At 53.8% G+C, this 23647-nt stretch carries 23 protein-coding genes and 1 pseudogene; 17 read left to right on the forward strand and 7 right to left on the reverse strand.

Annotation, left to right across the window (positions count from 1 at the left end; translation table 11 throughout):
• Nucleotides 1–54: 54 nt before the first annotated feature.
• Nucleotides 55–1329, reverse strand: a complete 1275-nt coding sequence (gene gltA, locus A3OI_RS0117585; RefSeq protein ID WP_018405531.1) for a citrate synthase — start codon at nt 1327–1329, stop codon at nt 55–57.
• Between the two features lie 497 nt (nt 1330–1826).
• Here gltA and sdhC point away from each other — a divergent pair, with 497 nt between their 5' ends.
• From sdhC to rluB, 13 genes are all read left to right on the forward strand, one after another.
• On the forward strand, nt 1827–2207 hold the full coding sequence (gene sdhC / locus A3OI_RS0117590) for a succinate dehydrogenase, cytochrome b556 subunit (protein ID WP_018405532.1): 381 nt from the start codon (nt 1827–1829) through the stop codon (nt 2205–2207).
• Complete coding sequence (gene sdhD, locus A3OI_RS0117595; protein ID WP_007351956.1) at nt 2195–2548, forward strand: succinate dehydrogenase, hydrophobic membrane anchor protein; 354 nt, start codon at nt 2195–2197, stop codon at nt 2546–2548. Before sdhC ends, sdhD begins: the two co-directional genes overlap by 13 nt.
• 3 nt (nt 2549–2551) lie before the next feature.
• Nucleotides 2552–4324, forward strand: coding sequence for a succinate dehydrogenase flavoprotein subunit (gene sdhA, locus A3OI_RS0117600; RefSeq protein WP_018405533.1), 1773 nt, complete (start codon nt 2552–2554; stop codon nt 4322–4324).
• A 13-nt stretch (nt 4325–4337) separates the two neighbouring features.
• Nucleotides 4338–5042: a succinate dehydrogenase iron-sulfur subunit gene (locus A3OI_RS0117605; protein ID WP_018405534.1), complete on the forward strand. Its 705-nt coding sequence runs from the start codon at nt 4338–4340 to the stop codon at nt 5040–5042.
• A gap of 176 nt (nt 5043–5218) precedes the next feature.
• A complete protein-coding gene (locus A3OI_RS0117610; RefSeq protein WP_018405535.1) occupies nt 5219–8056 on the forward strand; it encodes a 2-oxoglutarate dehydrogenase E1 component in 2838 nt (945 codons plus the stop codon).
• Between the two features lie 49 nt (nt 8057–8105).
• On the forward strand, nt 8106–9356 hold the full coding sequence (gene odhB, locus A3OI_RS0117615; protein ID WP_018405536.1) for a 2-oxoglutarate dehydrogenase complex dihydrolipoyllysine-residue succinyltransferase: 1251 nt from the start codon (nt 8106–8108) through the stop codon (nt 9354–9356).
• A gap of 36 nt (nt 9357–9392) precedes the next feature.
• Nucleotides 9393–10832, forward strand: a complete 1440-nt coding sequence (lpdA, locus tag A3OI_RS0117620) for a dihydrolipoyl dehydrogenase (RefSeq protein WP_018405537.1) — start codon at nt 9393–9395, stop codon at nt 10830–10832.
• A 185-nt stretch (nt 10833–11017) separates the two neighbouring features.
• A complete protein-coding gene (gene sucC / locus A3OI_RS0117625) occupies nt 11018–12184 on the forward strand; it encodes an ADP-forming succinate--CoA ligase subunit beta (RefSeq protein ID WP_018405538.1) in 1167 nt (388 codons plus the stop codon).
• Nucleotides 12184–13056, forward strand: coding sequence for a succinate--CoA ligase subunit alpha (sucD, locus tag A3OI_RS0117630; RefSeq protein WP_018405539.1), 873 nt, complete (start codon nt 12184–12186; stop codon nt 13054–13056). The genes sucC and sucD overlap by 1 nt, the downstream gene beginning before the upstream one ends.
• 123 nt (nt 13057–13179) lie before the next feature.
• Nucleotides 13180–14394, forward strand: coding sequence for a tryptophan--tRNA ligase (locus A3OI_RS0117635; RefSeq protein WP_081622973.1), 1215 nt, complete (start codon nt 13180–13182; stop codon nt 14392–14394).
• A gap of 1 nt (nt 14395) precedes the next feature.
• The gene (locus tag A3OI_RS0117640; RefSeq protein WP_018405541.1) at nt 14396–15229 is read left to right on the forward strand and encodes a segregation and condensation protein A; all 834 of its coding nucleotides are present in this window, start codon (nt 14396–14398) and stop codon (nt 15227–15229) included.
• A gap of 27 nt (nt 15230–15256) precedes the next feature.
• Complete coding sequence (gene scpB, locus A3OI_RS0117645) at nt 15257–15844, forward strand: SMC-Scp complex subunit ScpB (RefSeq protein WP_018405542.1); 588 nt, start codon at nt 15257–15259, stop codon at nt 15842–15844.
• A 39-nt stretch (nt 15845–15883) separates the two neighbouring features.
• Nucleotides 15884–16987: a 23S rRNA pseudouridine(2605) synthase RluB gene (rluB, locus tag A3OI_RS0117650; protein ID WP_018405543.1), complete on the forward strand. Its 1104-nt coding sequence runs from the start codon at nt 15884–15886 to the stop codon at nt 16985–16987.
• Between the two features lie 40 nt (nt 16988–17027).
• Here the strand turns inward: rluB and A3OI_RS20765 are convergent, their stop codons facing one another.
• Nucleotides 17028–17645, reverse strand: a complete 618-nt coding sequence (locus A3OI_RS20765; protein WP_018405544.1) for a GGDEF domain-containing protein — start codon at nt 17643–17645, stop codon at nt 17028–17030.
• A 284-nt stretch (nt 17646–17929) separates the two neighbouring features.
• Here A3OI_RS20765 and A3OI_RS22385 point away from each other — a divergent pair.
• Nucleotides 17930–18395 (forward strand): annotated as a pseudogene (locus A3OI_RS22385) (transposase).
• Nucleotides 18396–18437: 42 nt separating this feature from the next.
• Here A3OI_RS22385 and A3OI_RS0117665 read toward each other — a convergent pair.
• The 5 genes from A3OI_RS0117665 to A3OI_RS20775 all read right to left on the reverse strand — a co-directional run bounded on the left by A3OI_RS0117665 (nt 18438) and on the right by A3OI_RS20775 (nt 20933).
• Nucleotides 18438–18845: a PIN domain-containing protein gene (locus A3OI_RS0117665; RefSeq protein ID WP_018405546.1), complete on the reverse strand. Its 408-nt coding sequence runs from the start codon at nt 18843–18845 to the stop codon at nt 18438–18440.
• Nucleotides 18842–19075, reverse strand: a complete 234-nt coding sequence (locus A3OI_RS0117670) for an AbrB/MazE/SpoVT family DNA-binding domain-containing protein (RefSeq protein ID WP_018405547.1) — start codon at nt 19073–19075, stop codon at nt 18842–18844. Before A3OI_RS0117670 ends, A3OI_RS0117665 begins: the two co-directional genes overlap by 4 nt.
• Before the next feature lie 1032 nt (nt 19076–20107).
• Nucleotides 20108–20221 (reverse strand): GNAT family N-acetyltransferase, encoded by a 114-nt coding sequence (locus tag A3OI_RS24760; protein ID WP_407635535.1) that lies wholly within the window; start codon nt 20219–20221, stop codon nt 20108–20110.
• 24 nt (nt 20222–20245) lie between these two features.
• Nucleotides 20246–20476 (reverse strand): hypothetical protein, encoded by a 231-nt coding sequence (locus A3OI_RS0117680; RefSeq protein WP_155903217.1) that lies wholly within the window; start codon nt 20474–20476, stop codon nt 20246–20248.
• Nucleotides 20477–20507: 31 nt separating this feature from the next.
• Nucleotides 20508–20933: an HAD hydrolase-like protein gene (locus tag A3OI_RS20775; RefSeq protein ID WP_018405550.1), complete on the reverse strand. Its 426-nt coding sequence runs from the start codon at nt 20931–20933 to the stop codon at nt 20508–20510.
• A 359-nt stretch (nt 20934–21292) separates the two neighbouring features.
• On the opposite strand from A3OI_RS20775, the gene A3OI_RS0117690 reads away from it, so the two are divergent.
• The 3 genes from A3OI_RS0117690 to A3OI_RS0117700 all read left to right on the forward strand — a co-directional run bounded on the left by A3OI_RS0117690 (nt 21293) and on the right by A3OI_RS0117700 (nt 23517).
• Nucleotides 21293–22591 carry a purine-cytosine permease family protein gene (locus tag A3OI_RS0117690; RefSeq protein WP_018405551.1) on the forward strand — a complete coding sequence of 433 codons (1299 nt, stop codon included), beginning with the start codon at nt 21293–21295 and terminating at the stop codon, nt 22589–22591.
• Between the two features lie 105 nt (nt 22592–22696).
• The gene (locus tag A3OI_RS20780; protein ID WP_228703030.1) at nt 22697–23044 is read left to right on the forward strand and encodes a TenA family protein; all 348 of its coding nucleotides are present in this window, start codon (nt 22697–22699) and stop codon (nt 23042–23044) included.
• Nucleotides 23045–23295: 251 nt separating this feature from the next.
• On the forward strand, nt 23296–23517 hold the full coding sequence (locus tag A3OI_RS0117700; protein WP_018405553.1) for a hypothetical protein: 222 nt from the start codon (nt 23296–23298) through the stop codon (nt 23515–23517).
• Nucleotides 23518–23647 lie beyond the last annotated feature (130 nt).

The following is a 23647-nucleotide window of genomic DNA, read 5'->3' on the forward strand; positions in this document are numbered from 1 at the left end:
CCGCTAAAACTAGCGGTTTTTCTGATGTTTGATCAGGATGTTTGCATCACTGAATCAATCTTTCGGGTAATCGCGCTTGGGCGAACCCGTGTAAAGCTGGCGCGGACGACCAATGCGGTAACTACCGCTAACCATTTCGTTCCAATGAGAGAACCAGCCGATGGTGCGCGCCAGGGCAAAAACAACGGTGAACATGGACGTCGGAATGCCGATCGCCTTGAGGATCAGGCCAGAGTAAAAATCTACGTTCGGGTAAAGCTTACGCTCGACGAAGTACTCGTCTTCCAGGGCGATTTTTTCCAGGCGCCGGGCAATGCGCAGCAGTGGATCGTTTTCGAGGCCCAGTTCGCTCAGTACTTCATCAGCGGTTTCGGCCATGACCTTGGCCCGCGGGTCAAAGTTTTTGTAGACCCGGTGGCCAAAACCCATCAGGCGGAACGGGTCGTCTTTGTCTTTGGCTTTGTCGATGAAGGTTTCGATGTTGGCTTCATCGCCAATTTCGGCCAGCATGGCCAGAACCGCTTCGTTGGCGCCGCCGTGAGCAGGCCCCCAGAGTGCTGCAATGCCAGAAGCCATACACGCGTAAGGGTTGGCGCCGGTAGAGCCCGCCAGGCGCACGGTAGAAGTGGATGCGTTCTGTTCGTGGTCAGCGTGCAGGATGAAGATTTTGTCCATTGCGTTGGCCAGGACCGGATTTGGCTTGTATTCCTCACATGGGGTGGCAAACATCATCTGCAAAAAGTTTTCGGCGTAAGACAAGTCGTTACGTGGGTAAATAAAGGGTTGGCCCATGCTGTACTTGTAACACCAAGCTGCAATGGTGGGCATTTTCGCGATCAGGCGGTGGCCGGTAATTTCGCGCTGGTGCTCATCGGTTACGTCCATCTGGTCGTGATAGAACGCCGACAAAGCGCCCACAACGCCGCACATAATGGCCATTGGGTGCGCGTCACGACGGAAACCGTTAAAGAAATTGCGCATTTGATCATGCAGCATGGTGTGGTTTTTGATGGTTTCGTGAAATGCTTTGTTTTCTTCGGCAGTGGGGAGTTCTCCGTGCAGCAGCAGCCAACAGAGCTCCAGGTAGTCAGAGTGTTCTGCCAGCTGCTCGATCGGGTAGCCACGGTGCAAGAGCACGCCCTTTTCGCCATCAATAAAGGTGATGGCGGACTCGCAAGCCGCTGTGGATACAAAGCCGGGATCGTAAGTGAACACGCCTTGCTGAACCAGGCTTCGTACATCAATAACGTCTGGGCCGACGGTGCCTGAGTAAACCGGCAGCTCAAGGGACTTATTGCCCACTGTTAGCGTGGCTTTCCTGTCGGTCATGGTGCTCTCCATTGTTTAAAAGCGTGTCAGATTTTCAGAGTTTAAGAATGCGCGAGTAAGGCGCGTATTATCGCAAAACTGGCGGCAACATATAGGCTGATTGCTTTCTTTGTCAACAAAAGGCTACGCAAAAATAAAAATGCTCGATAACGTCAATGAGTAAATGCCGGTATCCGTTATGGCGCTTGCAGGGCTTTGTCAATAAGCCTTTTGTCTTGATATACATTCGTTTACTGGCAGTGATTTGCGTCAATTGCAGGTTTGTAATTAATTCGCTTACTCCTTATAATCTTTAGCCCTGAATTGGGGGTTTAGCCGACCGCGGCGCCTTTCCCCAACGCAACCCAGCCAGCGCGCAACGAGTTGCCGGGAAAAAATCCCTCCATACCCTGAGCCAATCGTGTGTCAGTCTCGTATCTGCACATTGATCCTTACATACCAATCATCTGCGTCCGGCTTGCCGGCTCCGCGGCAACAAAAGAGAGTGTGGGAGCGCTGTGAATAGTAAACGACCAGTAAATCTCGATCTCGGCAAGTTTCATTTTCCATTGCCAGCCATTACCTCCATATTGCACCGCGTCAGCGGCATCATCATGTTTGTCGGTGTAGCGTTCATGCTTTATGGTCTGGATCTTTCCCTGTCTGGGGAAGAAGGGTACGGCCATGTAAGTGAATTGCTGAGCGGCTTCTTCGCCAAGCTGATTATCTGGGGCATTTTATCTGCCCTGCTATATCACTTGGTGGCAGGCATCAGGCACCTGCTGCTGGACATGGGTATTGGTGAAGAGTTGGAAAGCGGCCTGGTGGCTGCCAAAGTGACTCTGGCCATTGCCATAATTCTGATCGTACTGGCAGGAGTTTGGGTATGGGCAATGTAAGTAGTGTAACGAATCTGGGCCGCAGCGGTGTTGCCGATTGGCTAATGCAACGTGTTTCGGCCTATGTTCTGGCACTGTACACAGTGGTTCTTTTCGTCTTCATTATTGCCAATCCCGGCATGAGCTACGACACCTGGGCAGGCCTATTCGGCCAAACCTGGATGCGTATTGTCACGCTGATGGCTCTGCTTTCGATTGGCGCGCACGCTTGGGTTGGTTTGTGGACAGTAACCACTGACTATATGAAATCAGCCTTGCCGCGCTTTCTGGTGCAGGCCGCGTGCGGTTTGACCATGTTCGTGTATGTGGTTTGGGGTATTCAGATCCTGTGGGGGTTTTAATTAATGTCTAACATCAAGACCATGACCTTTGACGCCATCGTGATTGGCGGCGGCGGTGCTGGTATGCGCGCAGCGCTGCAGTTGACTGAAACCGGCGTTAAAGCCGCGTGTATTACTAAGGTGTTTCCAACTCGTTCGCACACTGTGTCTGCCCAAGGTGGCATTACCTGTGCGATCGCCAGCGCGGATCCCAACGACGACTGGCGCTGGCACATGTATGACACCGTTAAGGGGTCAGATTACATTGCTGATCAGGACGCGGTTGAATATATGTGTTCTGTAGGTCCGCAAGCTGTATTCGAACTTGAACACATGGGTCTGCCATTCTCACGCACCGAGCAGGGTCGTATTTATCAGCGCCCGTTTGGTGGTCAGTCCAAAGGGCCGAATGATTCTACCCAGGCAGCTCGCACCTGTGCGGCGGCCGACCGTACCGGTCACGCGCTCCTGCACACGCTGTATCAGGCCAACCTGAAGCGTGGCACTACCTTCCTGAGTGAATGGTATGCGGTAGATCTGGTCAAAAACGCGAAAAATGAAGTTGTTGGTGTTGTTGCCATCGAAATCGAAACGGGTGAAGTGGCTTACATTAAAGCCAAAGCAACGGTTCTTGCGACCGGCGGCGCTGGCCGTATTTATGCCTCTACCACCAACGCCCTTATTAACACCGGCGACGGTATCGGCATGGCCCTGCGTGCCGGCTTCCCGATGCAGGACATGGAAATGTGGCAGTTCCACCCCACCGGCATTTACGGTGCGGGCACGCTTGTGACCGAAGGCTGTCGGGGTGAGGGCGGTTACTTGATCAACTCCGAAGGCGAGCGATTCATGGAGCGCTACGCGCCCAATTCCAAAGATCTTGCAGGCCGGGACGTTGTTGCACGCTCTATGGTTATCGAGATTCTTGAAGGCCGTGGCTGTGGTCCTGAAAAAGATCACGTTCTGCTGAAGCTCGACCACTTGGGTGAAGAGACCCTGAATCTGCGTCTGCCGGGTATTTGTGAACTATCAAAGACCTTTGCTCACGTAGATCCGGTGAAAGAGCCTGTTCCTGTTGTTCCAACCTGTCATTACATGATGGGCGGTATTCCGACGAACGTCGGCGGTCAGGCGCTGACCCAAGACGATGACGGCAAAGATCAGCCAATTCGTGGTTTGTTTGCCTGTGGTGAAGCGGCTTGTGTTTCAGTTCACGGTGCCAACCGTCTTGGCGGCAACTCGCTTCTGGACCTGGTCGTGTTTGGTCGTGCAGCTGGCTTGCACATTGAAGAGCAGTTGCGCAACGGCTTTGAAGTAGACGGCGCCAGTGACGCCGACATCAAGCGCGCCATGGCGCGACTGGATCGGTTGGCTAATGCCCGCGAAGGTGAACACGTCGCGGCGGTTCGTGAAGATCTGCAAACCTGCATGCAGCTGTATTTCGGTGTATTCCGCGACGGTGAAAGCATGGATAAAGGTCTGCAGCTGCTGAATGAAATCGGTGAGCGTGTTCGCAACACCCGCCTGACCGACACCAGCAACGTGTTCAATACCGCGCGTATTGAGGCGTTGGAGCTGGATAACCTGTTTGAAGTTGCTTACGCCACTGCCGTATCAGCGGTAGAACGAAAGGAAAGTCGCGGTGCTCATGCCCGCAACGACTTTACTGAGCGTGACGACGAGAACTGGCTGAAGCACTCGCTTTATTTCCCGCTGGACAAGCGGGTTGGCAAGCGCGATGTTAACTTCTCGCCGAAGACTGTCGACACATTCCAGCCGACGATTCGGTCGTATTAAGGGGACGAAGACTATGTTGGTAAGCCTTTATCGTTACAACCCGGAAGCAGACAACGCCCCGTTCATGCAGGATGTCGAGGTTGAACTTCCGAAAGGTAAAGACCTGATGGTGCTGGACGTGCTCAATCTGCTGAAAGAAAAAGACGTCACCCTGTCGTACCGGCGATCATGCCGTGAAGGCGTGTGCGGCTCTGACGGCATGAACATGAACGGCAAAAATGGCCTGGCGTGCATCACGCCGGTGTCTCAGGTGATCAAAAAAGACAAGCTGGTATTGCGTCCGTTGCCTGGCTTGCCGGTCATCCGTGATCTGGTTGTGGATATGAGCCTGTTTTACAAGCAGTATGAAAAGGTCATGCCGTACTTGGTCAACGATCAGCCGGCGCCCGCTATAGAGCGTTTGCAGACGCCGGAAGACCGTGAAAAGCTCGACGGTCTTTACGAGTGTATACTATGCGCATGCTGTTCCTCGGCTTGCCCGTCGTTCTGGTGGAACCCGGATAAGTTTATTGGCCCCGCAGGCCTGTTGCAGGCTTACCGCTTCCTGGCGGACAGCCGTGATACCGCCCAGGCCGAGCGTTTGGCTGAGTTGGACGATCCGTTCAGCGTGTTCCGTTGCCGCGGCATCATGAACTGTGTCAGCGTGTGCCCGAAGGGCCTTAACCCGACCCGGGCTATTGGCCATATTCGGAACCTGTTGCTGCAACGGGCAACTTGAGCGGCAAAATGTAATACAGACGCTATACTGTGTCTGTTGAGTATTATTCTTGAAGGCCTCGCCAATTTGGCGGGGCCTTCAACCAAAGTCGACAGCGTAAAAACCCGTATTGACTGGCATGAGGCACTGGCCGACCATTACGGCTTCCCGTACCAGCCCAAGGTGAGCTATTCAAAATGCACGAAAGCATCATGGAGCAGTTGTGGCAAACTTCCCATCTACAGGGAGGTAATCTTGCCTACGTTGAACAGCTTTTTGAAACCTATCTTTCAGACCCTAACGCCGTTCCTGAAGAGTGGCGAAGCTACTTCGACAAGCTTCCCAGTGTCGATGGCTATCAGGGCAAAGATATTGCCCACTCCGCAATCCGCGAACAATTTAAGCATATCTCCCGCAATCAGCGTTTTCTGGCTAGCAATACTGCGCCAGCAGGTGCCGTACCCGATGCGGACAAAAAGCAGACACGCGTACTGCAATTGATTAACGCATACCGCTTTCGTGGTCACCAGCACGCGAAGCTGGACCCGCTGAATGTCAAGCCGCGTGAGCTGGTTGAAGATCTTGACCCGGCTTTTCACGAGCTTTACAACGCCGATAGCGATATCGAGTTCCAGACTGGTTCGCTGAGTTTCGGTTCTGAAACGATGAAGCTAGGCGACATCATAGAAGGCCTGCAGCAGACTTATTGCGAGAGTATTGGTGCAGAATACATGCACATTGTTGAGACTCGCATCAAGCGTTGGTTCCAACAACGCATGGAGCCGATCCGCTCCAACCCCGGTTTTGATGCCGATACCCGTATTCATTTGCTCGAACGCCTGTCCGCCGCAGAGGGCCTGGAAAAATATTTGGGTTCACGTTATCCCGGCGTTAAGCGTTTTGGCCTGGAAGGTGCCGAAAGCCTGATTCCCTGTCTTGATGAAATTATTCAGCGCGCCGGTTCCGGTGGCACCAAAGAAATCGTTCTGGGAATGGCCCACCGTGGCCGCCTGAACGTGTTGGTCAATATTTTGGGCAAAAATCCGAAAGAACTGTTTGACGAGTTCGAAGGCAAGAATAAGGCGGGTTCAGGTTCTGGTGATGTTAAGTATCACCAAGGCTTCTCGTCCAACGTGATGACCTCGGGTGGTGAGGTTCATCTGGCCTTGGCCTTTAACCCTTCGCACCTGGAAATTGTGTCCCCGGTGGTTGTGGGCTCTGTTCGCGCTCGCCAAACCCGCCGCGAAGATAAAGACTGCAAGCAGGTTTTGCCGGTGATCATGCACGGCGATGCTTCGTTTGCAGGCCAGGGCGTGGTGATGGAAACCTTCCAGATGTCACAGACCCGCGGTTTTGGTACTGGCGGCACTGTACATATTGTGATCAACAACCAGATTGGTTTTACCACCAGCAAGAAAGAAGACGCCCGTTCTACCGAATACTGTACAGATATCGCCAAAATGGTACAGGCTCCGATTCTGCACGTGAACGCAGACGACCCGGAAGCAGTGTTGTTCGTAACCCGGATGGCAATGGACTATCGCAACGAATTTAAAGGCGACGTTGTTATTGACCTGGTGTGCTACCGCCGCCGTGGTCACAACGAAGCCGACGAGCCTGCCGCTACTCAGCCGATGATGTACGAGAAAATTCGTAAGCTGAAAACCACGCGTAACATCTATGTGGACAGTCTGATTGATGCTGGCGTCGTGAGCGAAGACCTCGCCAAGCAGATGGAAAATGAGTACCGCACGGTTCTGGATAAGGGAGAGCACGTTGTAAAGGCGTTGGTTAAAGAACCAAACGCCAAGTTGCATGTTGACTGGACTCCGTATCTGGGCCATGAGTGGACAGCCAAGTGCAAGTCTAGCGTGCCACTGAAGACCATTCAGAAGCTGGGTAAAAAGCTGAGCGAAGTACCGGAAGGTTTCAGTATTCAGCGTCAGGTGTCTAAAATCGTTAAGGATCGTGACAAGATGACGGCCGGCGCCTTGCCTCTTAACTGGGGTTACGGCGAGATCATGGCCTATGCAACATTGTTAAACGAAGGTTATCCGATCCGTATAACAGGGCAGGACGTTAGTCGTGGTACTTTCTCCCACCGTCACGCCGTACTGCATAACCAGAAAGATGGCTCTACGCACATTGCGCTGACTCATCTGTCTGACGATCAGCCCAAGTTCGAGCTTTACGATTCTCTGCTATCCGAAGAGGCCGCACTGGCCTTCGAATACGGCTATGCGACCACATCGCCTAGCTCGCTGGTTGTCTGGGAAGCGCAGTTTGGCGACTTTGCCAACGGTGCCCAGGTGGTGATTGATCAGTTCCTGGCCAGTGGTGAACATAAGTGGGGCCGTCTGTGCGGCCTTACCATGTTATTGCCGCACGGCTATGAAGGGCAGGGCCCAGAGCATAGCTCCGCGCGTATCGAGCGCTTCTTGCAGTTGAGCGCGGAACAGAATATCCAGGTGTGTGTACCCACAACGCCCTCGCAGGTATTCCACATGCTGCGCCGACAGGTGAAGCGCCCGGTTCGTAAGCCATTGATTGCAATCACGCCAAAGAGCCTGTTACGCCACAAAGAAGCTATTTCCAGCCTTGACGACCTGACTTCAGGAACATTCCAGACCGTGCTGCCGGAAAAAGAGCCGTCTGATGCGAAAAAAGTCACTCGGGTTATTCTTTGCAGCGGTAAGGTCTATTATGATTTGCTGGAGAAGAAGAAAACCGGCGAGCGTAACGACACGGCCATTATCCGTATAGAACAGCTGTATCCGTTCCCGGGTGAAGATCTGGACGAATTACTGGCGGGATTCAGCAAGCTTAAGCACGCTGTCTGGTGCCAGGAAGAACCGATGAACCAGGGCGCCTGGTATAGCAGCCAGCACCATATGCGCAACGCGCTGCAGCGGCTGAACCCTAAACTGCACCTCGAATATGCGGGCCGTGATGCCTCGGCTGCAGCTGCTGCCGGCCACATGTCTGTGCACATCGAACAGCAGAAAAAACTGGTTAACGACGCATTTGAAGTCTGACGAGCTACCGAGCTATCGAACTTCCGATCTATCGAACAAAGGAACCGTAATGTCTACAGAGATTAAAGCCCCCGTATTCCCGGAGTCGGTCGCAGAAGGTACTGTCGCGACCTGGCACAAGCAGCCGGGTGAAGCCTGCGCGCGCGATGAGCTGATCGTTGATATTGAAACCGACAAAGTGGTGCTGGAAATTGTTGCACCGGCTGACGGTGTCATCGAAGAAATCTTGAAAAACGCAGGCGACACCGTAGAGAGCGGTGAAGTGATCGGAAGATTCAAAGCAGGCGCTGCTGGCGAGTCCAAGGGCTCCGACAGTAAAGACGCGGCTGAAAGCAAAGACAAAGCCGAAAGCAAAGACAAAGCCGAAAGCAAAGACCAAGGCGCCGACGCGGCGTCCTCCTCAGATGCGATTCTGAGCCCGGCCGCGCGTAAGCTGGCTGACGAGAACAACGTTGAGCCCAGTGCATTGAAAGGCACTGGGAAAGACGGCCGGATTTCTAAAGAAGATGTTCAGAGCCACATTGATAACGCCAAGTCTTCTAGTGACTCGTCTGCTGCCAAGCCTGCCGCTGCGCCCGTAGCCGAGATCAGTGCCGGTGAGCGTATTGAAAAACGCGTTCCCATGACGCGCCTGCGCGCCAGCATTGCGAAGCGCCTGGTCAATGCACAACAGAGCGCTGCCATGTTGACCACCTTTAACGAGGTGAACATGGGGCCGATCATGGAACTGCGCAAGCAATATAAAGAAAGCTTCGAAAAGCGTCACGGTATTAAATTGGGCTTTATGTCTTTCTTTACCAAAGCGGCTACCGAAGCCCTGAAACGCTTCCCTGCGGTGAATGCGTCCATCGACGGCAACGACATGGTTTACCATGGTTACCAGGATATCGGTGTGGCGGTATCCACCGAGCGCGGCTTGGTGGTTCCGGTATTACGTGACGTTGACGCACTGAGCCTTGCCGACATTGAGAAGAAAATTGTCGAGTACGGTACCAAGGCCAAAACGGGCAAGCTGGGCATTGATGAAATGACCGGCGGCACCTTCACCATAACCAACGGAGGCACCTTTGGTTCCCTGTTGTCGACGCCTATTTTGAACCCGCCACAAACGGCGATTCTGGGTATGCATAAGATCCAGCCACGTCCGATGGCGGTGAATGGTCAGGTGGTAATACAGCCTATGATGTACCTCGCGCTGTCTTATGACCACCGCATGATTGACGGCAAGGAAGCAGTGCAGTTCCTGGTTGCCATCAAGGATATGCTGGAAGATCCCGCGCGTATCCTGCTGGACGTATAGGCACTCCACTTATCGAATCGGAATACAGGATTAACTATGGCTGACAAGTTTGATGTAATCGTAATTGGCGCCGGCCCCGGTGGTTATGTGGCTGCAATCAAGGCCGCGCAACTGGGCCTGAACGTCGCCTGTGTAGAAAGCTGGTCTTCGGACGAAGGCAAACAGGTGTTGGGTGGAACCTGCCTTAACGTAGGTTGTATTCCGTCCAAGGCACTGCTGGAGATTTCTCACAAGTACGAAGAAGCAAAACATGGTTTCGCCGATCAGGGCATCATCGCCAACGATGTCACTATGGACATCGGTAAATTGATGGAGCGTAAGAGCGGCATTGTTAAACAGCTGACCGGCGGCATCGCGGGCCTGTTCAAGTCAAACGGTGTTACCTCGATTTATGGTTACGGCAAGCTGCTGGCAAGCCGGCAGGTGGAAGTGACTGATAACGACGGCAAGACCAAGACCTATGAAGCCGATAACGTTATTTTGGCGACAGGCTCTCGTCCGATTGAGATTCCGCCAGCGCCAAAAACCGAAGGTTATATCACCGACTCTGAAGGCGCTCTGGAATTTACCGAAGTGCCCAAGCGATTGGGTGTGATTGGTGCCGGCATTATCGGTTTGGAGCTGGGCAGCGTTTGGGCCCGCCTGGGTGCTGAAGTGACTCTGTTGGAAGCGCAGGATACGTTCTTGCCAGGGGTAGACCAGCAGATTGCCAAGGCCACTCTGAAAGAGTTCCAGAAGCAGGGCCTGAACATTGTCATGGGCGGCCGTGTAACGGGTGCAGAGGTCAAGCGCAAGTTGGTCTACGTAAGTTACGAAGACAGCAAAGGCAAGCAGGAGCTGATGGTCGATAGGCTGATTGTGGCTGTTGGCCGTCGCCCCTATACGGACAACCTGCTGGCAGCAGACTCCGGTGTGAACATGGACGAGCGCGGGTTTGTATTCGTAGACGACCACTGTAAAACCGACGCCCCCGGCGTTTGGGCGGTCGGTGACGTGGTGCGTGGCCCGATGTTGGCCCATAAAGCCTCTGAAGAAGGTGTTATGGTTGCCGAGCGCATTGCCGGCCATAAGCCACAGGTCAACTACGACTGCATCCCCAATGTCATTTACACCGCGCCGGAAGTCGCGTGGGTTGGGAAGACCGAAGAGCAGCTGAAGGCTGATGGTGCGGCTTATAAAGTGGGTACCTTCCCGTTTGCGGCAAACGGTCGCGCCATGGCCGCCAATTCGGCGGTGGGCATGGTGAAGATTATTGCGGACGAGAAAACCGACCGCATTCTGGGCTTCCACGTGTTGGGCCCAGCGGCGTCTGAAATCGTTGCCCAGGGCGTTATCGCCATGGAGTTCGGTTCTAGCGCAGAAGATCTTGCGTTGACCTGTTTTGCTCACCCGACTCTGTCTGAGTCAGTGCACGAGGCAGCTCTTGCAGTTAACGGTGGTGCAATTCACATGGCCAATCGTCGCAAGAAGAAATAGTAAGCCAGAAAGTCATGGGGCGCCGTAGGGCGCCCCATGACTTTTAGAGACTCTTGTTTTAGAGACTCTGGTTTCTCTAGATGCAATCGTTGGGCCGGTGTCATCAGGGTCTATCAAGATGGATTTGCCGCTAGCGGGTTTATCCCACAGGTGTCTATCCTTCATTAAAAAGCAGGACATAAACTATGAATTTGCACGAATATCAGGGCAAGCAGCTTTTCGCTGAGTATGGCTTGCCGGTATCACAGGGCATTGCCTGTAATACCCCGGATGAGGCAGTAGCAGCTGCAGAAAAGATTGGTGGCGATAGCTGGGTTGTTAAAACCCAGGTTCACGCTGGTGGCCGCGGTAAAGCCGGCGGTGTAAAGCTGGTTAAAAATACCGACGACATCCGTGCCTTTGCCGAGCAGTGGCTGGGCAAGAAGCTGGTGACTTTCCAGACTGACGAGCACGGCCAGCCGGTTAGCAAAATTTTGGTTGAATCCCTGACTGACATCGACCAAGAGCTGTATCTGGGCGCGGTTGTAGACCGTGGTACCCGCCGTATCGTATTCATGGCCTCCACCGAAGGTGGTGTTGAAATTGAAACGGTGGCGGAAGAAACCCCGGAAAAAATTCTGAAGGCCGAAATCGATCCGCTGGTAGGCGCACAGCCATACCAAGGACGCGAGCTGGCGTTCAAACTGGGCCTGGAAGGCAAACAGATCGGCCAATTTACCAAGATCTTCATGGGTCTGGCGAAGCTGTTTGAAGACTACGACCTGGCGCTGTTGGAAATTAACCCTCTGGTTATCACCCCGGCCGGTGATCTTCACTGCCTGGATGCCAAAATCGGCGTTGATGGCAACGCTCTGTACCGTCAGAAGAAACTTCAGGCCATGCGCGATCCGTCACAGGAAGATTCCCGTGAAGCCGAAGCTGCAGCCTGGGAACTGAACTACGTAGCGCTGGATGGCAACATCGGCTGCATGGTTAACGGTGCTGGTTTGGCCATGGGTACCATGGACATCGTCAAGTTGGCTGGCGGACGCCCGGCTAACTTCCTGGACGTTGGCGGCGGTGCTACCAAAGAGCGCGTAACCGAAGCGTTCAAAATCATCCTCTCTGATGATGCCGTGCAAGCCGTACTGGTAAATATCTTCGGCGGTATTGTACGTTGCGACATGATTGCTGAAGGCATCATTGGCGCGGTTAAAGAAGTAGGCGTAAAAGTGCCTGTGGTTGTTCGCCTTGAGGGCAACAACGCTGAACTGGGTTCCAAGGTGCTGGCAGAAAGCGGTTTGAACATCATCGCCGCCAGCAGCCTGGCCGATGCCGCAGAGCAAGTCGTTAAAGTCGCGGGAGGCAAATAATGAGCATTCTGATCAATAAAAACACCAAAGTAATCTGCCAGGGCTTTACCGGTTCCCAGGGTACATTCCACTCCCGGCAGGCTATTGAATACGGCACCAACATGGTCGGTGGCGTAAGCCCCGGCAAAGGTGGCACAGAGCACCTGGGCCTACCGGTGTTCAACACCGTACGTGAGGCTGTCGAAAAGACCGGTGCACACGCGACCGTGATCTACGTTCCGGCTCCGTTTTGTAAAGATGCCATCATTGAAGCAGCAGATGCCGGAATCGAGCTGATTGTGTGCATCACCGAAGGTATTCCTACCATCGATATGCTGTACGCCAAAGAGTACGTTGATCGCAAAGGCGTGCGCATGATCGGGCCCAACTGCCCGGGCGTTATCACACCGGATGAGTGCAAGATCGGCATCATGCCGGGCCACATTCACAAGCCGGGTAAAGTCGGTATTGTGTCGCGTTCTGGCACTTTGACCTACGAAGCCGTCAAGCAGACCACAGATTTTGGCTACGGCCAGTCTACCTGCGTTGGCATCGGCGGCGATCCGATTCCGGGTTCCAACTTCATCGACATCCTCAAGCTGCTGCAAGAAGATCCGCAGACTGAAGCGATTGTGATGATCGGCGAAATTGGTGGCACGGCGGAAGAAGAAGCCGCAGCGTACATCAAAGAGCACGTCACCAAGCCGGTGGTTTCTTACATTGCCGGTGTAACAGCGCCTCCTGGCAAGCGTATGGGCCACGCCGGTGCCATCATTTCCGGTGGTAAGGGTACCGCAGACGAGAAGTTTGCTGCTCTGAACGACGCCGGTGTGAAAACCGTGCGCAGCCTGGCCGACATTGGTAAGGCTCTAAAAGAAGTGACTGGCTGGTAAAACCCACGGTCATTTTTAAAAACCCCCGTTTCTGTTCTGCAGAGCGGGGGTTTTTTGCTTATAATGCCGGGTCGCCTGGCGTAATATGGCGCCTCTTGTATTCCATTAGAAGGAGTTCTTGCTTTGAGTTCTGTAGATTCCCAGCAACGGATATTGTCGGGCATGCGTCCGACCGGCAAGCTTCACCTTGGCCACTACCACGGTGTGCTTAAAAACTGGGTAAAACTCCAGCATGAATTCGAGTGCTTCTTTTTTGTCGCCGACTGGCATGCCCTGACCACGCAGTACGACGACCCATCTAATATTGAACAAAACGTGTGGGACATGGTTATCGACTGGTTGGCTGCGGGCGTTAACCCCGGTTCATCCACGATGTTTATTCAGTCTCAGGTGCCTGAGCACGCCGAGTTGCACCTGCTGCTGTCGATGATCACGCCTTTGGGTTGGCTTGAGCGCATTCCGACCTACAAAGACCAGCAGGAAAAGCTGCGCGAGAAAGATCTCGCTACCTACGGGTTCTTGGGGTATCCGCTACTCCAGTCGGCTGACATTCTGATGTATCGGGCAGGGCGTGTACCGGTGGGTGCCGATCAGGTTTCCCACGTTGAAATCACCCGTGAAATCGCACGGCGCTTCAATCATCTTTATGGGCGTGAGCCAGGCTTCGAAGACCAGGCCGAAGCGGCCATTGTGAAAATGGGCAAGAAAAACGCCAAACTCTATCGCAACCTGAAGAAACGTTACCAGGAAGAAGGCGATCTGGATTCGCTGGAAACGGCCCGTGCTCTTTTGAAAGAGCAGCAAAATATTTCCTTAGGCGATCGCGAACGCCTGTACGGCTACATTGAGGGCGGCGGTAAAGTGATTTTGCCAGAGCCTCAACCTTTGTTGGCGCCTGAGTCAAAACTGCCAGGGTTGGATGGGCAGAAAATGTCGAAATCCTACAACAATTACATTGGCCTGCGGGAAGCGCCGGACAGCGTAGCATTGAAAATACGCACCATGCAGACCGACCCGGCGCGGGTGCGTCGAACCGACCCGGGCGAGCCGGAAAAATGCCCGGTGTATGCCCTGCACAAGGTTTATTCCGATGCCGACACCCGCAGTTGGGTGGAAATTGGCTGTCGCAGCGCCGGCATCGGCTGCCTGGACTGCAAAAAACCGCTGATTGATTCCATTGTGGAAGAGCAGCGGCCATTGCACGAACGTGCGGCCGAGTACGAAGGCAATCCGGATCTGATTCGTTCCATTCTGGAGGAAGGGCGCGAACGCGCTCGCGACGCAGCTCGCGACACCCTGGACGAAGTGCGCTCTGCCATGGGCCTGAGCTATCGTTGAAGTGCTGACTGACCCAGCAGCGCCAGCCGGTCCGGCGGCAAAGCCACAGGGTGTGGGTCCGCCGCCTCTGGCTTTAATAGCGGGCAAACCGCTGGCGCAGTTGCCGCTCGATCTTTATATCCCGCCAGACGCTCTGGCGGTGTTTTTGGACGCGTTTGAAGGCCCTCTGGATTTGTTGTTGTACCTGATTCGGCGCCAGAATATGAACATTCTGGAAATCGACGTCAGTGCTATTACCCGCCAGTATATGGAATACATTGCCGTTGTAGAGTCTATGCGATTTGAGCTGGCGGCGGAGTATCTGGTGATGGCGGCCACGCTGGCTGAAATCAAGTCCCGGATGCTGTTACCGCGGCAGCAGATTGAAGAAGACGAAGAAGACGATCCACGGGCAGAACTGATTCGCCGTTTGCAGCAGTACGAGCGGTTTAAAAAAGCGGCAGAAGACATAGACCAGATGCCGCGCCAGGAGCGGGATATCTTTGTTGCCGATGCCGGGTTGCCAAAGCTTCCCTCGGTACGCAGCTATCCCGAGGTGGCTATGGCGGAGATTTTACGGGCACTGCAAACCGTGCTCAAACGTGCAGACATGTTTAGCAGCCACCACGTTGAGCGAGAGAAACTGTCGACCCGCGAGCGCATGTCGGCGATTCTGGCTCGGCTGCAACAAGGCGGTTTTATTCGTTTCGAAAGCCTGTTCCTGCCGGACGAAGGGCGTCTGGGGGTTGTTGTCAGTTTTTTGGCAATGTTAGAGCTGGTAAAAGAGCAGCTGGTTGAGTGGGTTCAGGCTGACCCGTTTGGCCCCATTCATTTGCGGGCGCGGGTTGCGGTCTGAAAACCCTGATTACCGGTGCAACGAATTATGATGAGTGATGCTGCCTTACCCGTTACAGGGATTATCGAAGCGGTTCTGCTGACAGCGGGCAAGCCGTTAACGGTGCAGCAGCTCAGAGACGTGTTTGACGAAACCGAGCGGCCAACCCATAAGGCAGTGGAGCAGGCACTGGTGGAATTAGAGCAACTTTGCAGCGGTCGCGGTATTGAGCTGAAAAAAGTTGCCAGCGGTTATCGCCTTCAGGTGCGTGAATCTTTTGCTCCCTGGGTGGCTCGGCTGTTTGAAGAAAAACCACCGCGTTATTCGCGGGCGCTATTGGAAACACTCGCATTGATCGGCTATCGCCAGCCTATTACCCGGGGTGAAATTGAAGATATTCGCGGCGTTGCGGTAAGCAGCAATATCATTCGTACGTTGGTTGAGCGAGAGTGGGTTCGAATTGTAGGTCATCGGGAAGTACCGGGCCGGCCGGCCATGTATGCCACCACCCGGCAATTTCTTGACTACTTTAACCTAACAAGCCTGGACCAGCTGCCGCCCTTGTCTGATAGTCGGGATCTGGACGCGATCGGGCGCGAAATTGAGCAGAAAATCGAACAAACACCATTTCACTGATGCAGGCCCTGCATCGGTCCGTTATTTAAGGATTAACCCATGGCGTCAGAACGCCCCTGGACTACCGGCAAGCCGGCAGCCAAATCAGCATCGAATGCGAACAAGCCGAGCGCTAATCGCCGTAACCCAGCGAAATCATCGGCAAAAGCGGCAAAGCCAGGCAAGCCTGCGCCAGAGGTTCTGGCGACTGTGTCAGTAGGCGGTCCTGAGCGAATTCAGAAACTGCTGGCACGTGCCGGTGTTGGATCGCGGCGCGAAATTGAAGGCTGGATGGACGCGGGTCGCCTGTTGGTCAATGGCAAACCCGTTACTCCAGGCCAGAAAGCCACGGTGAGCGATGTTTTTGAACTCGACGGCAAGCGCTTGGAAGTGGCTGCCGCTGCCGAGGTTTTGCGCCGGGTGCTAATTTACAACAAGCCAGAAGGCGAAGTAACCACTCGCAAAGACCCGGAAGGGCGCCCAACCGTGTTCGACCGGCTGCCGCGATTGCGTGAACACCGCTGGATTTCTATTGGCCGGCTGGATCTGAACACCACCGGCCTGGTGATGTTTACCACCGATGGCGAGCTGGCTAACCGGCTGATGCATCCTTCTAGCGAGATTGATCGGGAATACGCGGTGCGTATTTTTGGTGAAGTAGACGACGCCATGATCGAGCGCCTGCGCACCGGCGTCACCCTGGAAGACGGCGAGGCTAAATTTAGCGACATTTCCGCCGCCGGCGGTACCGGTATGAACCGGTGGTTCCACGTGACTTTGTTGGAAGGGCGCAACCGTGAAGTGAGGCGCCTTTGGGAATCCCAAGGCGTGCGCGTCAGCCGCCTGAAACGGGTTCGTTACGGCTCGATATTTTTGCCCAGCAGATTAACCGTGGGTAAATGGGAAGAGTTGGATCAGAAAGCCGTGGATTTGCTGAGCCGCACGGTTGGCCTGGCTAAAATGGCGGTTCCGCAACAGACACCGGATGAAGCGGCGTCGCAGGCGCGCCAGCAAAGAAAGGCAGCTCCGGTAACCAATCGTAGCAATCGTGCGGCAAGCTCCCCCGGTTCAAAAGCGGGACAAGGCGCTCGCAAATGGGCGGTTGCAGACTCTAAACCCCAGCGCAGCGGCGGCAAAGCGCGCACCGATAAACCCCGCGGTTAAATGCCCGAGGTTAAAGCTGGCGTTAAACAACAGGATGCCATCAGCTAATGGTCGCAAACACGTGCGTGCAGTTGCGGCCTTGGTCTTTAGCTCGATACAGAGCTTCGTCTGCGCGCGCTAGCCACTGCCCTGTGCCTTCACCAGTGCGGTGAAGCGCAACGCCGCAGCTGGTGGTCACCGTCACTGAATGTTCTCCGCAATCAATTTGTAAGGCTTCAATGGCTGAGCGAATGCGTTCGGCCACATCGACTGCAGCATACTGATCGGTATGGGGCAATAGCGCTGCAAATTCTTCGCCGCCGAACCGGTATACGCTGTCGGAGCTGCGCACTGCGGATTCCAGCGCTTCTGCCGCGCGCTTAAGTACAATGTTGCCTATCACATGGCCGCAGTTATCGTTTACCGCCTTGAAGTGATCGAGGTCGCACAGTATCAATGAGTAAGTCTCGTTGTGACGGCCGGCTAGCAGCTGAGCTTTTTGCAAGGCTTCGTCCATGGCGCGTTTATTGCCAATTCCGGTCAGTGAGTCGGTCAACGACGCCTGCTCCATGGCGCTGAACTGACAGGCGTTGCGCAGCGGGCATATTGCCGCACCAATCAGTATCTCAAGGGCTTGCAACTCATCGCTACTGAAGCGTTTACGCCGATGCAGTGACAAGGTGCCATAATTCTCGCCCTCCAGGTTCAGGCGGTTCTGCCAGTTTTTGTGGCTGTGACGCTGTAAGCGGGAAAGGCGAAATGTGTTTCACGGTGGCTCAACTCACTCTGTCGTTGCGTGGCAGTTTGCACACTGGGTAGTTGGCAAGTTTCAAGCAGGTATTGTGCCTATTTTATAAAAGATCAATAAATTAGGGGCTGTTGACGTTTCCGCATAAGGTATTGAATAAAATAGGAAAACTCGTAATATTAAGGTTCCGACACCACCCATAAAACGAGTTTGCCATGCCCCGATTCATGCTCAGTGATGAGCACTGGTCGAAGCTAAAAGGAATGATGCTTCAAGAAAATATTTATAACAAGTGCTGTGCGAATGATGGTCGCTGTTCAAAATCTGGTCAGTGAACCGGATACTGAGTGGGAATTTATTGATGACAGCACGGCGGCAAGCGAATTAATGGAACCATTGCCGCTGTCTAAAGCCGTGGTGGCGGACAAAGGGTATGACAGTGAAAAAATTCGCAAACAAATTGAAGATAGAGGTGCCGTGGCCGTGATTCCAAGAAGGTCAAATTCGGTCATAGGTAATGCGGATATGGATGGGTCGTTATATCGCCACCGTCATTTGGTGGAAAATGCGTTTGCACGCTTGCAACATTTTCGTGGGCTGGCGACGCGCTATGACAAATTGAAACGCAACGATCAGAGCGGCGTCGCCATGGCTTGTGGGTTTTTATGGTTGCCGATGTAATGAAACGTCAACAGCCCCTAGACGAACTGGGCGCCCTTTTGTTTATTTACCAGTCTCATTGATATATACCATCCCAACTGACCGAGCTTTCTTGTCAAAGGTCAATGTCGAGCTGCATCCCCGGTTTTCGCTGATAACAGCAATGAGTGCATCACTGAAATCCGCATTTCCACCTGAAAAGCGTTTAAGCGCTAGATAAACCAAGTCAGCTTCATCGACCATGAGTTGGCGTGTAGTCAGAAGGCCGTTTACTATCGCCTCAATCGCACTTTGCGTCTGGTCGTAACAGGTCTCCAGTACCCAGACCACTTCTACCAACGCAATCGACGATATGAAGCCGGGATTACGCGGCGTCAATTGTTCTTCAATGATCTGATTGGCCAGTGCAGACTGGGCCGCATCGTCCTGAGTCAAGTAGCGCACCAGAACGTTGGTATCAAGGCCGATCATCGTCCCGCCTTTTGCCGGATGGCTGAATCCATTTCTTCAATGCTTACGACTCGTTTGGCTGCAACAATGCCTCGTAGTCGGCTAACGTCCTCAACAGCCGCGAGCACTTCCCAATGGCCTTCGGACACCTTCACAAACTCTACGCGATCACCAGGCCCTACCTTTAATTCAGCCCGCACGTTGGCCGGAATCGTTATTTGTCCTTTACTGGTTACCGTTGCTGTGGTCATTGTCTGCCTTTCCTTTTATCATTCGCCTTACATCTCGTAAGGTATCACGAAAGCAAAAAAATAGCTACTGGAAGACTCAAATCCAATGGCGAAGCGATCGACGGCCAGATTGTCTGGGTTAGTATCTGTAATGTTTTCAAAGCTCATACTATTTTTGTCCATAGTTACCAACATTATTATTGTTACCGACTTTATTATGATCCCACAAGCGCTCCGGTAAACGGATTATGGCCCAGCTCCTGTTCGCAGCAATGCAGTCAATGGATCCTTGTCCTCTGCTCGACCTGCCAGGTCGATCACGTTACTCTTCGTCATGGTGGCGTCCCTCTGGTGGGTGGGTTGTTTGGCGATTACCAATCAAACAGATACGCCGCTTCTTTTCAAATCCTTAAACACCAGCTCTAACCATAACTCACGCCCAGCATGGGCATGAACTAATGGGGTGAAAGTCCCCTGTGGGAAGATCACCGTTCAGCCGGTTTTACCCGATTGAANGCTAACCACTAGCGAATGGCAAGGGCCAACCCGTGAGGCGCGGTCTGGAGGGCAGATATATTGCTCCTGCAATATCTGCATTCCCTGGCGGTCAAGCCCAACGCAAAACTGCGAGCTGATGAACAAGAACATCATAGGAGGCGTAGGCCGGAGGCGAGTTGGCACCAGAAGTCAGCAGACGGCATAGTAGCCAAACGCCCATCGTAATGGTTGGGACACGGTGAAGGCCTGAACCCGAAAATCAATGAGGAGCCTGTGCAGCCCAACGATTCCATATCCGACCGGACTGAGGAACGTTGGCGCAAAATCAGAAGCCATCATTGGGGTAGGAGGCCGTAATCGGCCATCTTACTCTGAACGTTTTCGGGAAACGCCCTGTGCGGATTCGCATGCAGGGTGTTGTGGGGGCTGGGGGTTAGATACCCCCGGCTACCCGATTAGGCTTCGCGGTCTTTGATCATGATTTCTGTCCGAACGCCATTCCAATCTTCCAGCTTTAAACTACGCCAGCCCAACTTGCGATAGAGCCCTTGCTGATCAGGAGTATGCAAATATAAGCTTGTAACCCCCCCATTCCCGCGCCTTCCGTTCTGCCACTTCACAAAGTTTAGCTGCGATTCCACAACCTCTGTAATCCGGCATTACAAAGATGCCGGCAAGCCAAGGAGTTAAGTCTTATCGCCCCTCCAAATCACAGACTCGCAAAGCACTTGTACCCAACGGTACACCGTTCTCGTGCGCGACCCATGCGAGTGGTAGCTGATCATGATTCTTATGAGCAATTAGCTTCTCATACCGTCGCTCGTAGCTTTCTCCTGGAATGATATTTCGCCAATGCCCCGCCATTTTGCGCGCAAGCAATGGGATAAATTCCGGAACATCTTTAAGATAATCAATTCGCATCATTGACTCCTTCTCTTACGCCTAAACGCCAATATTAAGCGGCGCCCTTGTAGTAACGAAAGAGGCGTCCGGTGGACGGTCGCCAGGCCGGTAACGAATTTGAATGACTTGTATGGATTTTTTCAGATACATTAGTTGACAAGCCTATTTTAAAACTTTTTTTTTGAAAGAAACTTAAAATTTCTTGGACTCCCTCCAGTGGCACACCTTCCATAGAAATTAGCTCTGCTACACGTTCAACCACTTCATTTTCGACTTCATCTAAACTTTTACATAACCAAGGAAATTGGCTATGCCAAAACTCAGTTACTTCCCGTGTAGTCATCGAAGCGGTTTTAGTTGAAAGCACATCCGTTACTTCGACTCCAATAGATGAAAAAACTTGCTTTTCAGCCTCTCTCCACATTGGTTCTGAATCAATCAGCGTCCCATCCATGTCAAAAATTACGGCTTGCATCATACTGATTCCATTTACCAAGGCTGTAGAAAAACCCTTCACAGAACCCAATCATCAGCCGCTTTTTGTTTTGTCATTGCCTGCCACTAACTAGGGTCTGTTGACAATTGTTCGTAACTCGTTGAAAGGTAATAGCAAGCTCGTATAAGGATCGCAGTATATAGACTTACTTTTGCCCCTTGATAAGGGGCATCCGCTAGGGGTGTTTCGTAGTTTCGCAAGAAGCTACGCGACTGAGAAAGTCCCTTTGAACCTGACTGAGGTAATCCTCGCGCAGGGAAGCCTTTCCAAGGCGCGACGCAGAGTTTTCAACCTGCCAACGCCCGTGTCAGCCTCCCTGCCATTGACACAATGGAAAGTTAATGGCTACACAAAACAACTCCGCACTCACTCCGCTTATCGCTTCCGACCGCCTGTTTGGCTGGAGCGACCACGCGGCGCTCTGGCTCAGTCTGGGCGTGGGCCTCCTGGTCATGCAGATCGGTGCCTACCTGGTGCCCGCACTGGGCACGCAGCAGGCCCTGGCGGTCATCGTGGTCGGCTCGGTTCTTGGCGCCGGGCTGCTGGCTTGGACGGCCAAACTCGGCTGCGACAGCGGTCTGTCCAGCGCCGGGCTGATGCACGCCACTTACGGCAGCAGTTTTGCGCGCCTGCCAGTGCTGCTCAACATCGTGCAACTCATCGGCTGGACCACCTTCGAGCTGGTCGTCATGCGCGACGGCACAGTAGCCATCGCTCGCCAGTCCGGTTCGTTCGTCGCTTCCTTCTGGCCAGTGCTGGCGACGCTGCTTTGGGGCGGCGTGCTGATTGCCTTGCTCACGGGCTCCATGGTCACGCTGGTGCGCAAATTTATTGGCCGCTTTGGTTTGCCGCTGGTGATTGCCTCTTTGCTGTGGCTGACCTGGCAATTTCTCGGACGTGCGCAAGAGCAGGGCCTAGAGGCGATCTGGAACCGCCCCGGCTCCGGCGGCATGAGCACGCTGTCGGCACTGGATTTGGTCATCGCAATGCCGGTGTCTTGGTTGCCCTTGGTGGCAGATTTTGCGCGTCATGGGCGCGACGGCAAAAGTGCATTGCGCGGCACCTGGCTGGGTTACGCCATAGCCAACACCTGGTGCTATGGTCTGGGGGTGCTGATCGCGCTGACCATGCCAAGCACCGATCTGATCACCGCCCTGCTGCTGGCGCAAGGCGGGCTGATTGCGCTGGGCCTGATCCTGATCGACGAGGTGGATGACGCCTATGGCGACCTGTACTCAGCCTCGGTCGCTGGGACAAGCCTCAAACCTGGCTGGAGCCTGCGCCGCTGGGGCATTGCCCTGGCCGTTGTTAGCACAGGGCTCGCGCTGGTCTTGCCCATGCACAGTTTGGAGCCTTTTTTACTGCTGCTCAGCTCGGTGTTTGTGCCGCTGTACGGCGTGATCCTGGCGCGCCTGAGCGGCACGCCGAATGTGGCCGCATTGGTCGGGACGAAAAAGGTCAACCTCAGCGCGGTTGTCATCTGGATCCTCGGCGTGGCGACCTACCACCTGTGCGCCAATCTGGCGCCCGATTGGGGGGCTGCGCTGCCAACCCTGGCATTGACCTTCGTGCTGGCCCGCGTGACCCGCACCAGCTCTGAGTCGCCTGCAGGAAAACCAGCGCTCAACCCCGCCACTTGAGCGATTAAGTTTAGTTTTTACACATGCTTATGCGCGGCATGCCAATAAATCAATCAGGCATTTCCATGACCGATACACCATTCCACAATCGCAGTAACACCGCCGCTGAGCGAGCAGACCAGGGCATTTCAGGAGTTGATGGCAGAGTCTGCTGAAAGCCAGGACTATCCCTTGTGCCTGTCCGTACTGGTGGTAGCCGAGTGGCTCTACCTGAGCTGGGCCGATCGTCCGGGCACGACACTGCCGCAACGATCCATCCATGCGGAATGGATTACGCTGCATAATAACCCGGCGTTTACTGAATTCGTAGGCTGGTTACGCGCCGAACTAGATCGCACCGGCCCGCTGCTGGATGCGCAAAGACAGGCGCATTGCGCCGACATGTTCGGACGAGCAGTGGCGCTGGAACGCGCATTTTTCGACCATGTCTACACGCCGCCGCACTACTCCTGATTCCAATTCTATTTCGAAGGTGAAACAAGGCGGCGACGAGCGAGCGACGAAGCCAACGTAGAGTCACCGATAAAATGGAATTGGAATGAATAGCGGGTATGCGTGAGTCGCTCTAGCTCAAACATGCTTTTTGAAGCACTTTTCCAAATTAAAGGATTCTTCTCATAAAAACCATACCTAAACTCACAACTCTTCTTTCCCTTTTGCTTGCAAGCTTTGGCGCTTTAGCGGCCGACTGGAGCGATACCGAAGTGCAGCTATTGCGCGGCACCCAGTTCCATGACAGCGGCAACGGTACGGATATCGCCAAGACCATCGTCACACTGCAGCATGCCAGCGGCTACAAATACGGACGCAATTTCTTTTTTGTCGACATGATCAAGTCCGACAGCGCGGACAACAATGCTGGCGAAGTCTATGGTGAGTATCGCCACACGCTCAGCATCTCCAAAATCGGCGACATGGACTGGTGAAGGGCTAAGGCCTCGCGCAAAAAATATAACTAAGATTTATCAACGTAGTCGCGAAATACCCCATCCAATTGACTCAAGTGGAGCGGGAGCGACTTCCCTAACATTTGGGTGGGGATGGATAGCGTGACCT

Source organism: Marinobacter gelidimuriae (assembly GCF_000372805.1).
In the GTDB taxonomy this organism is placed as follows: domain Bacteria; phylum Pseudomonadota; class Gammaproteobacteria; order Pseudomonadales; family Oleiphilaceae; genus Marinobacter; species Marinobacter gelidimuriae.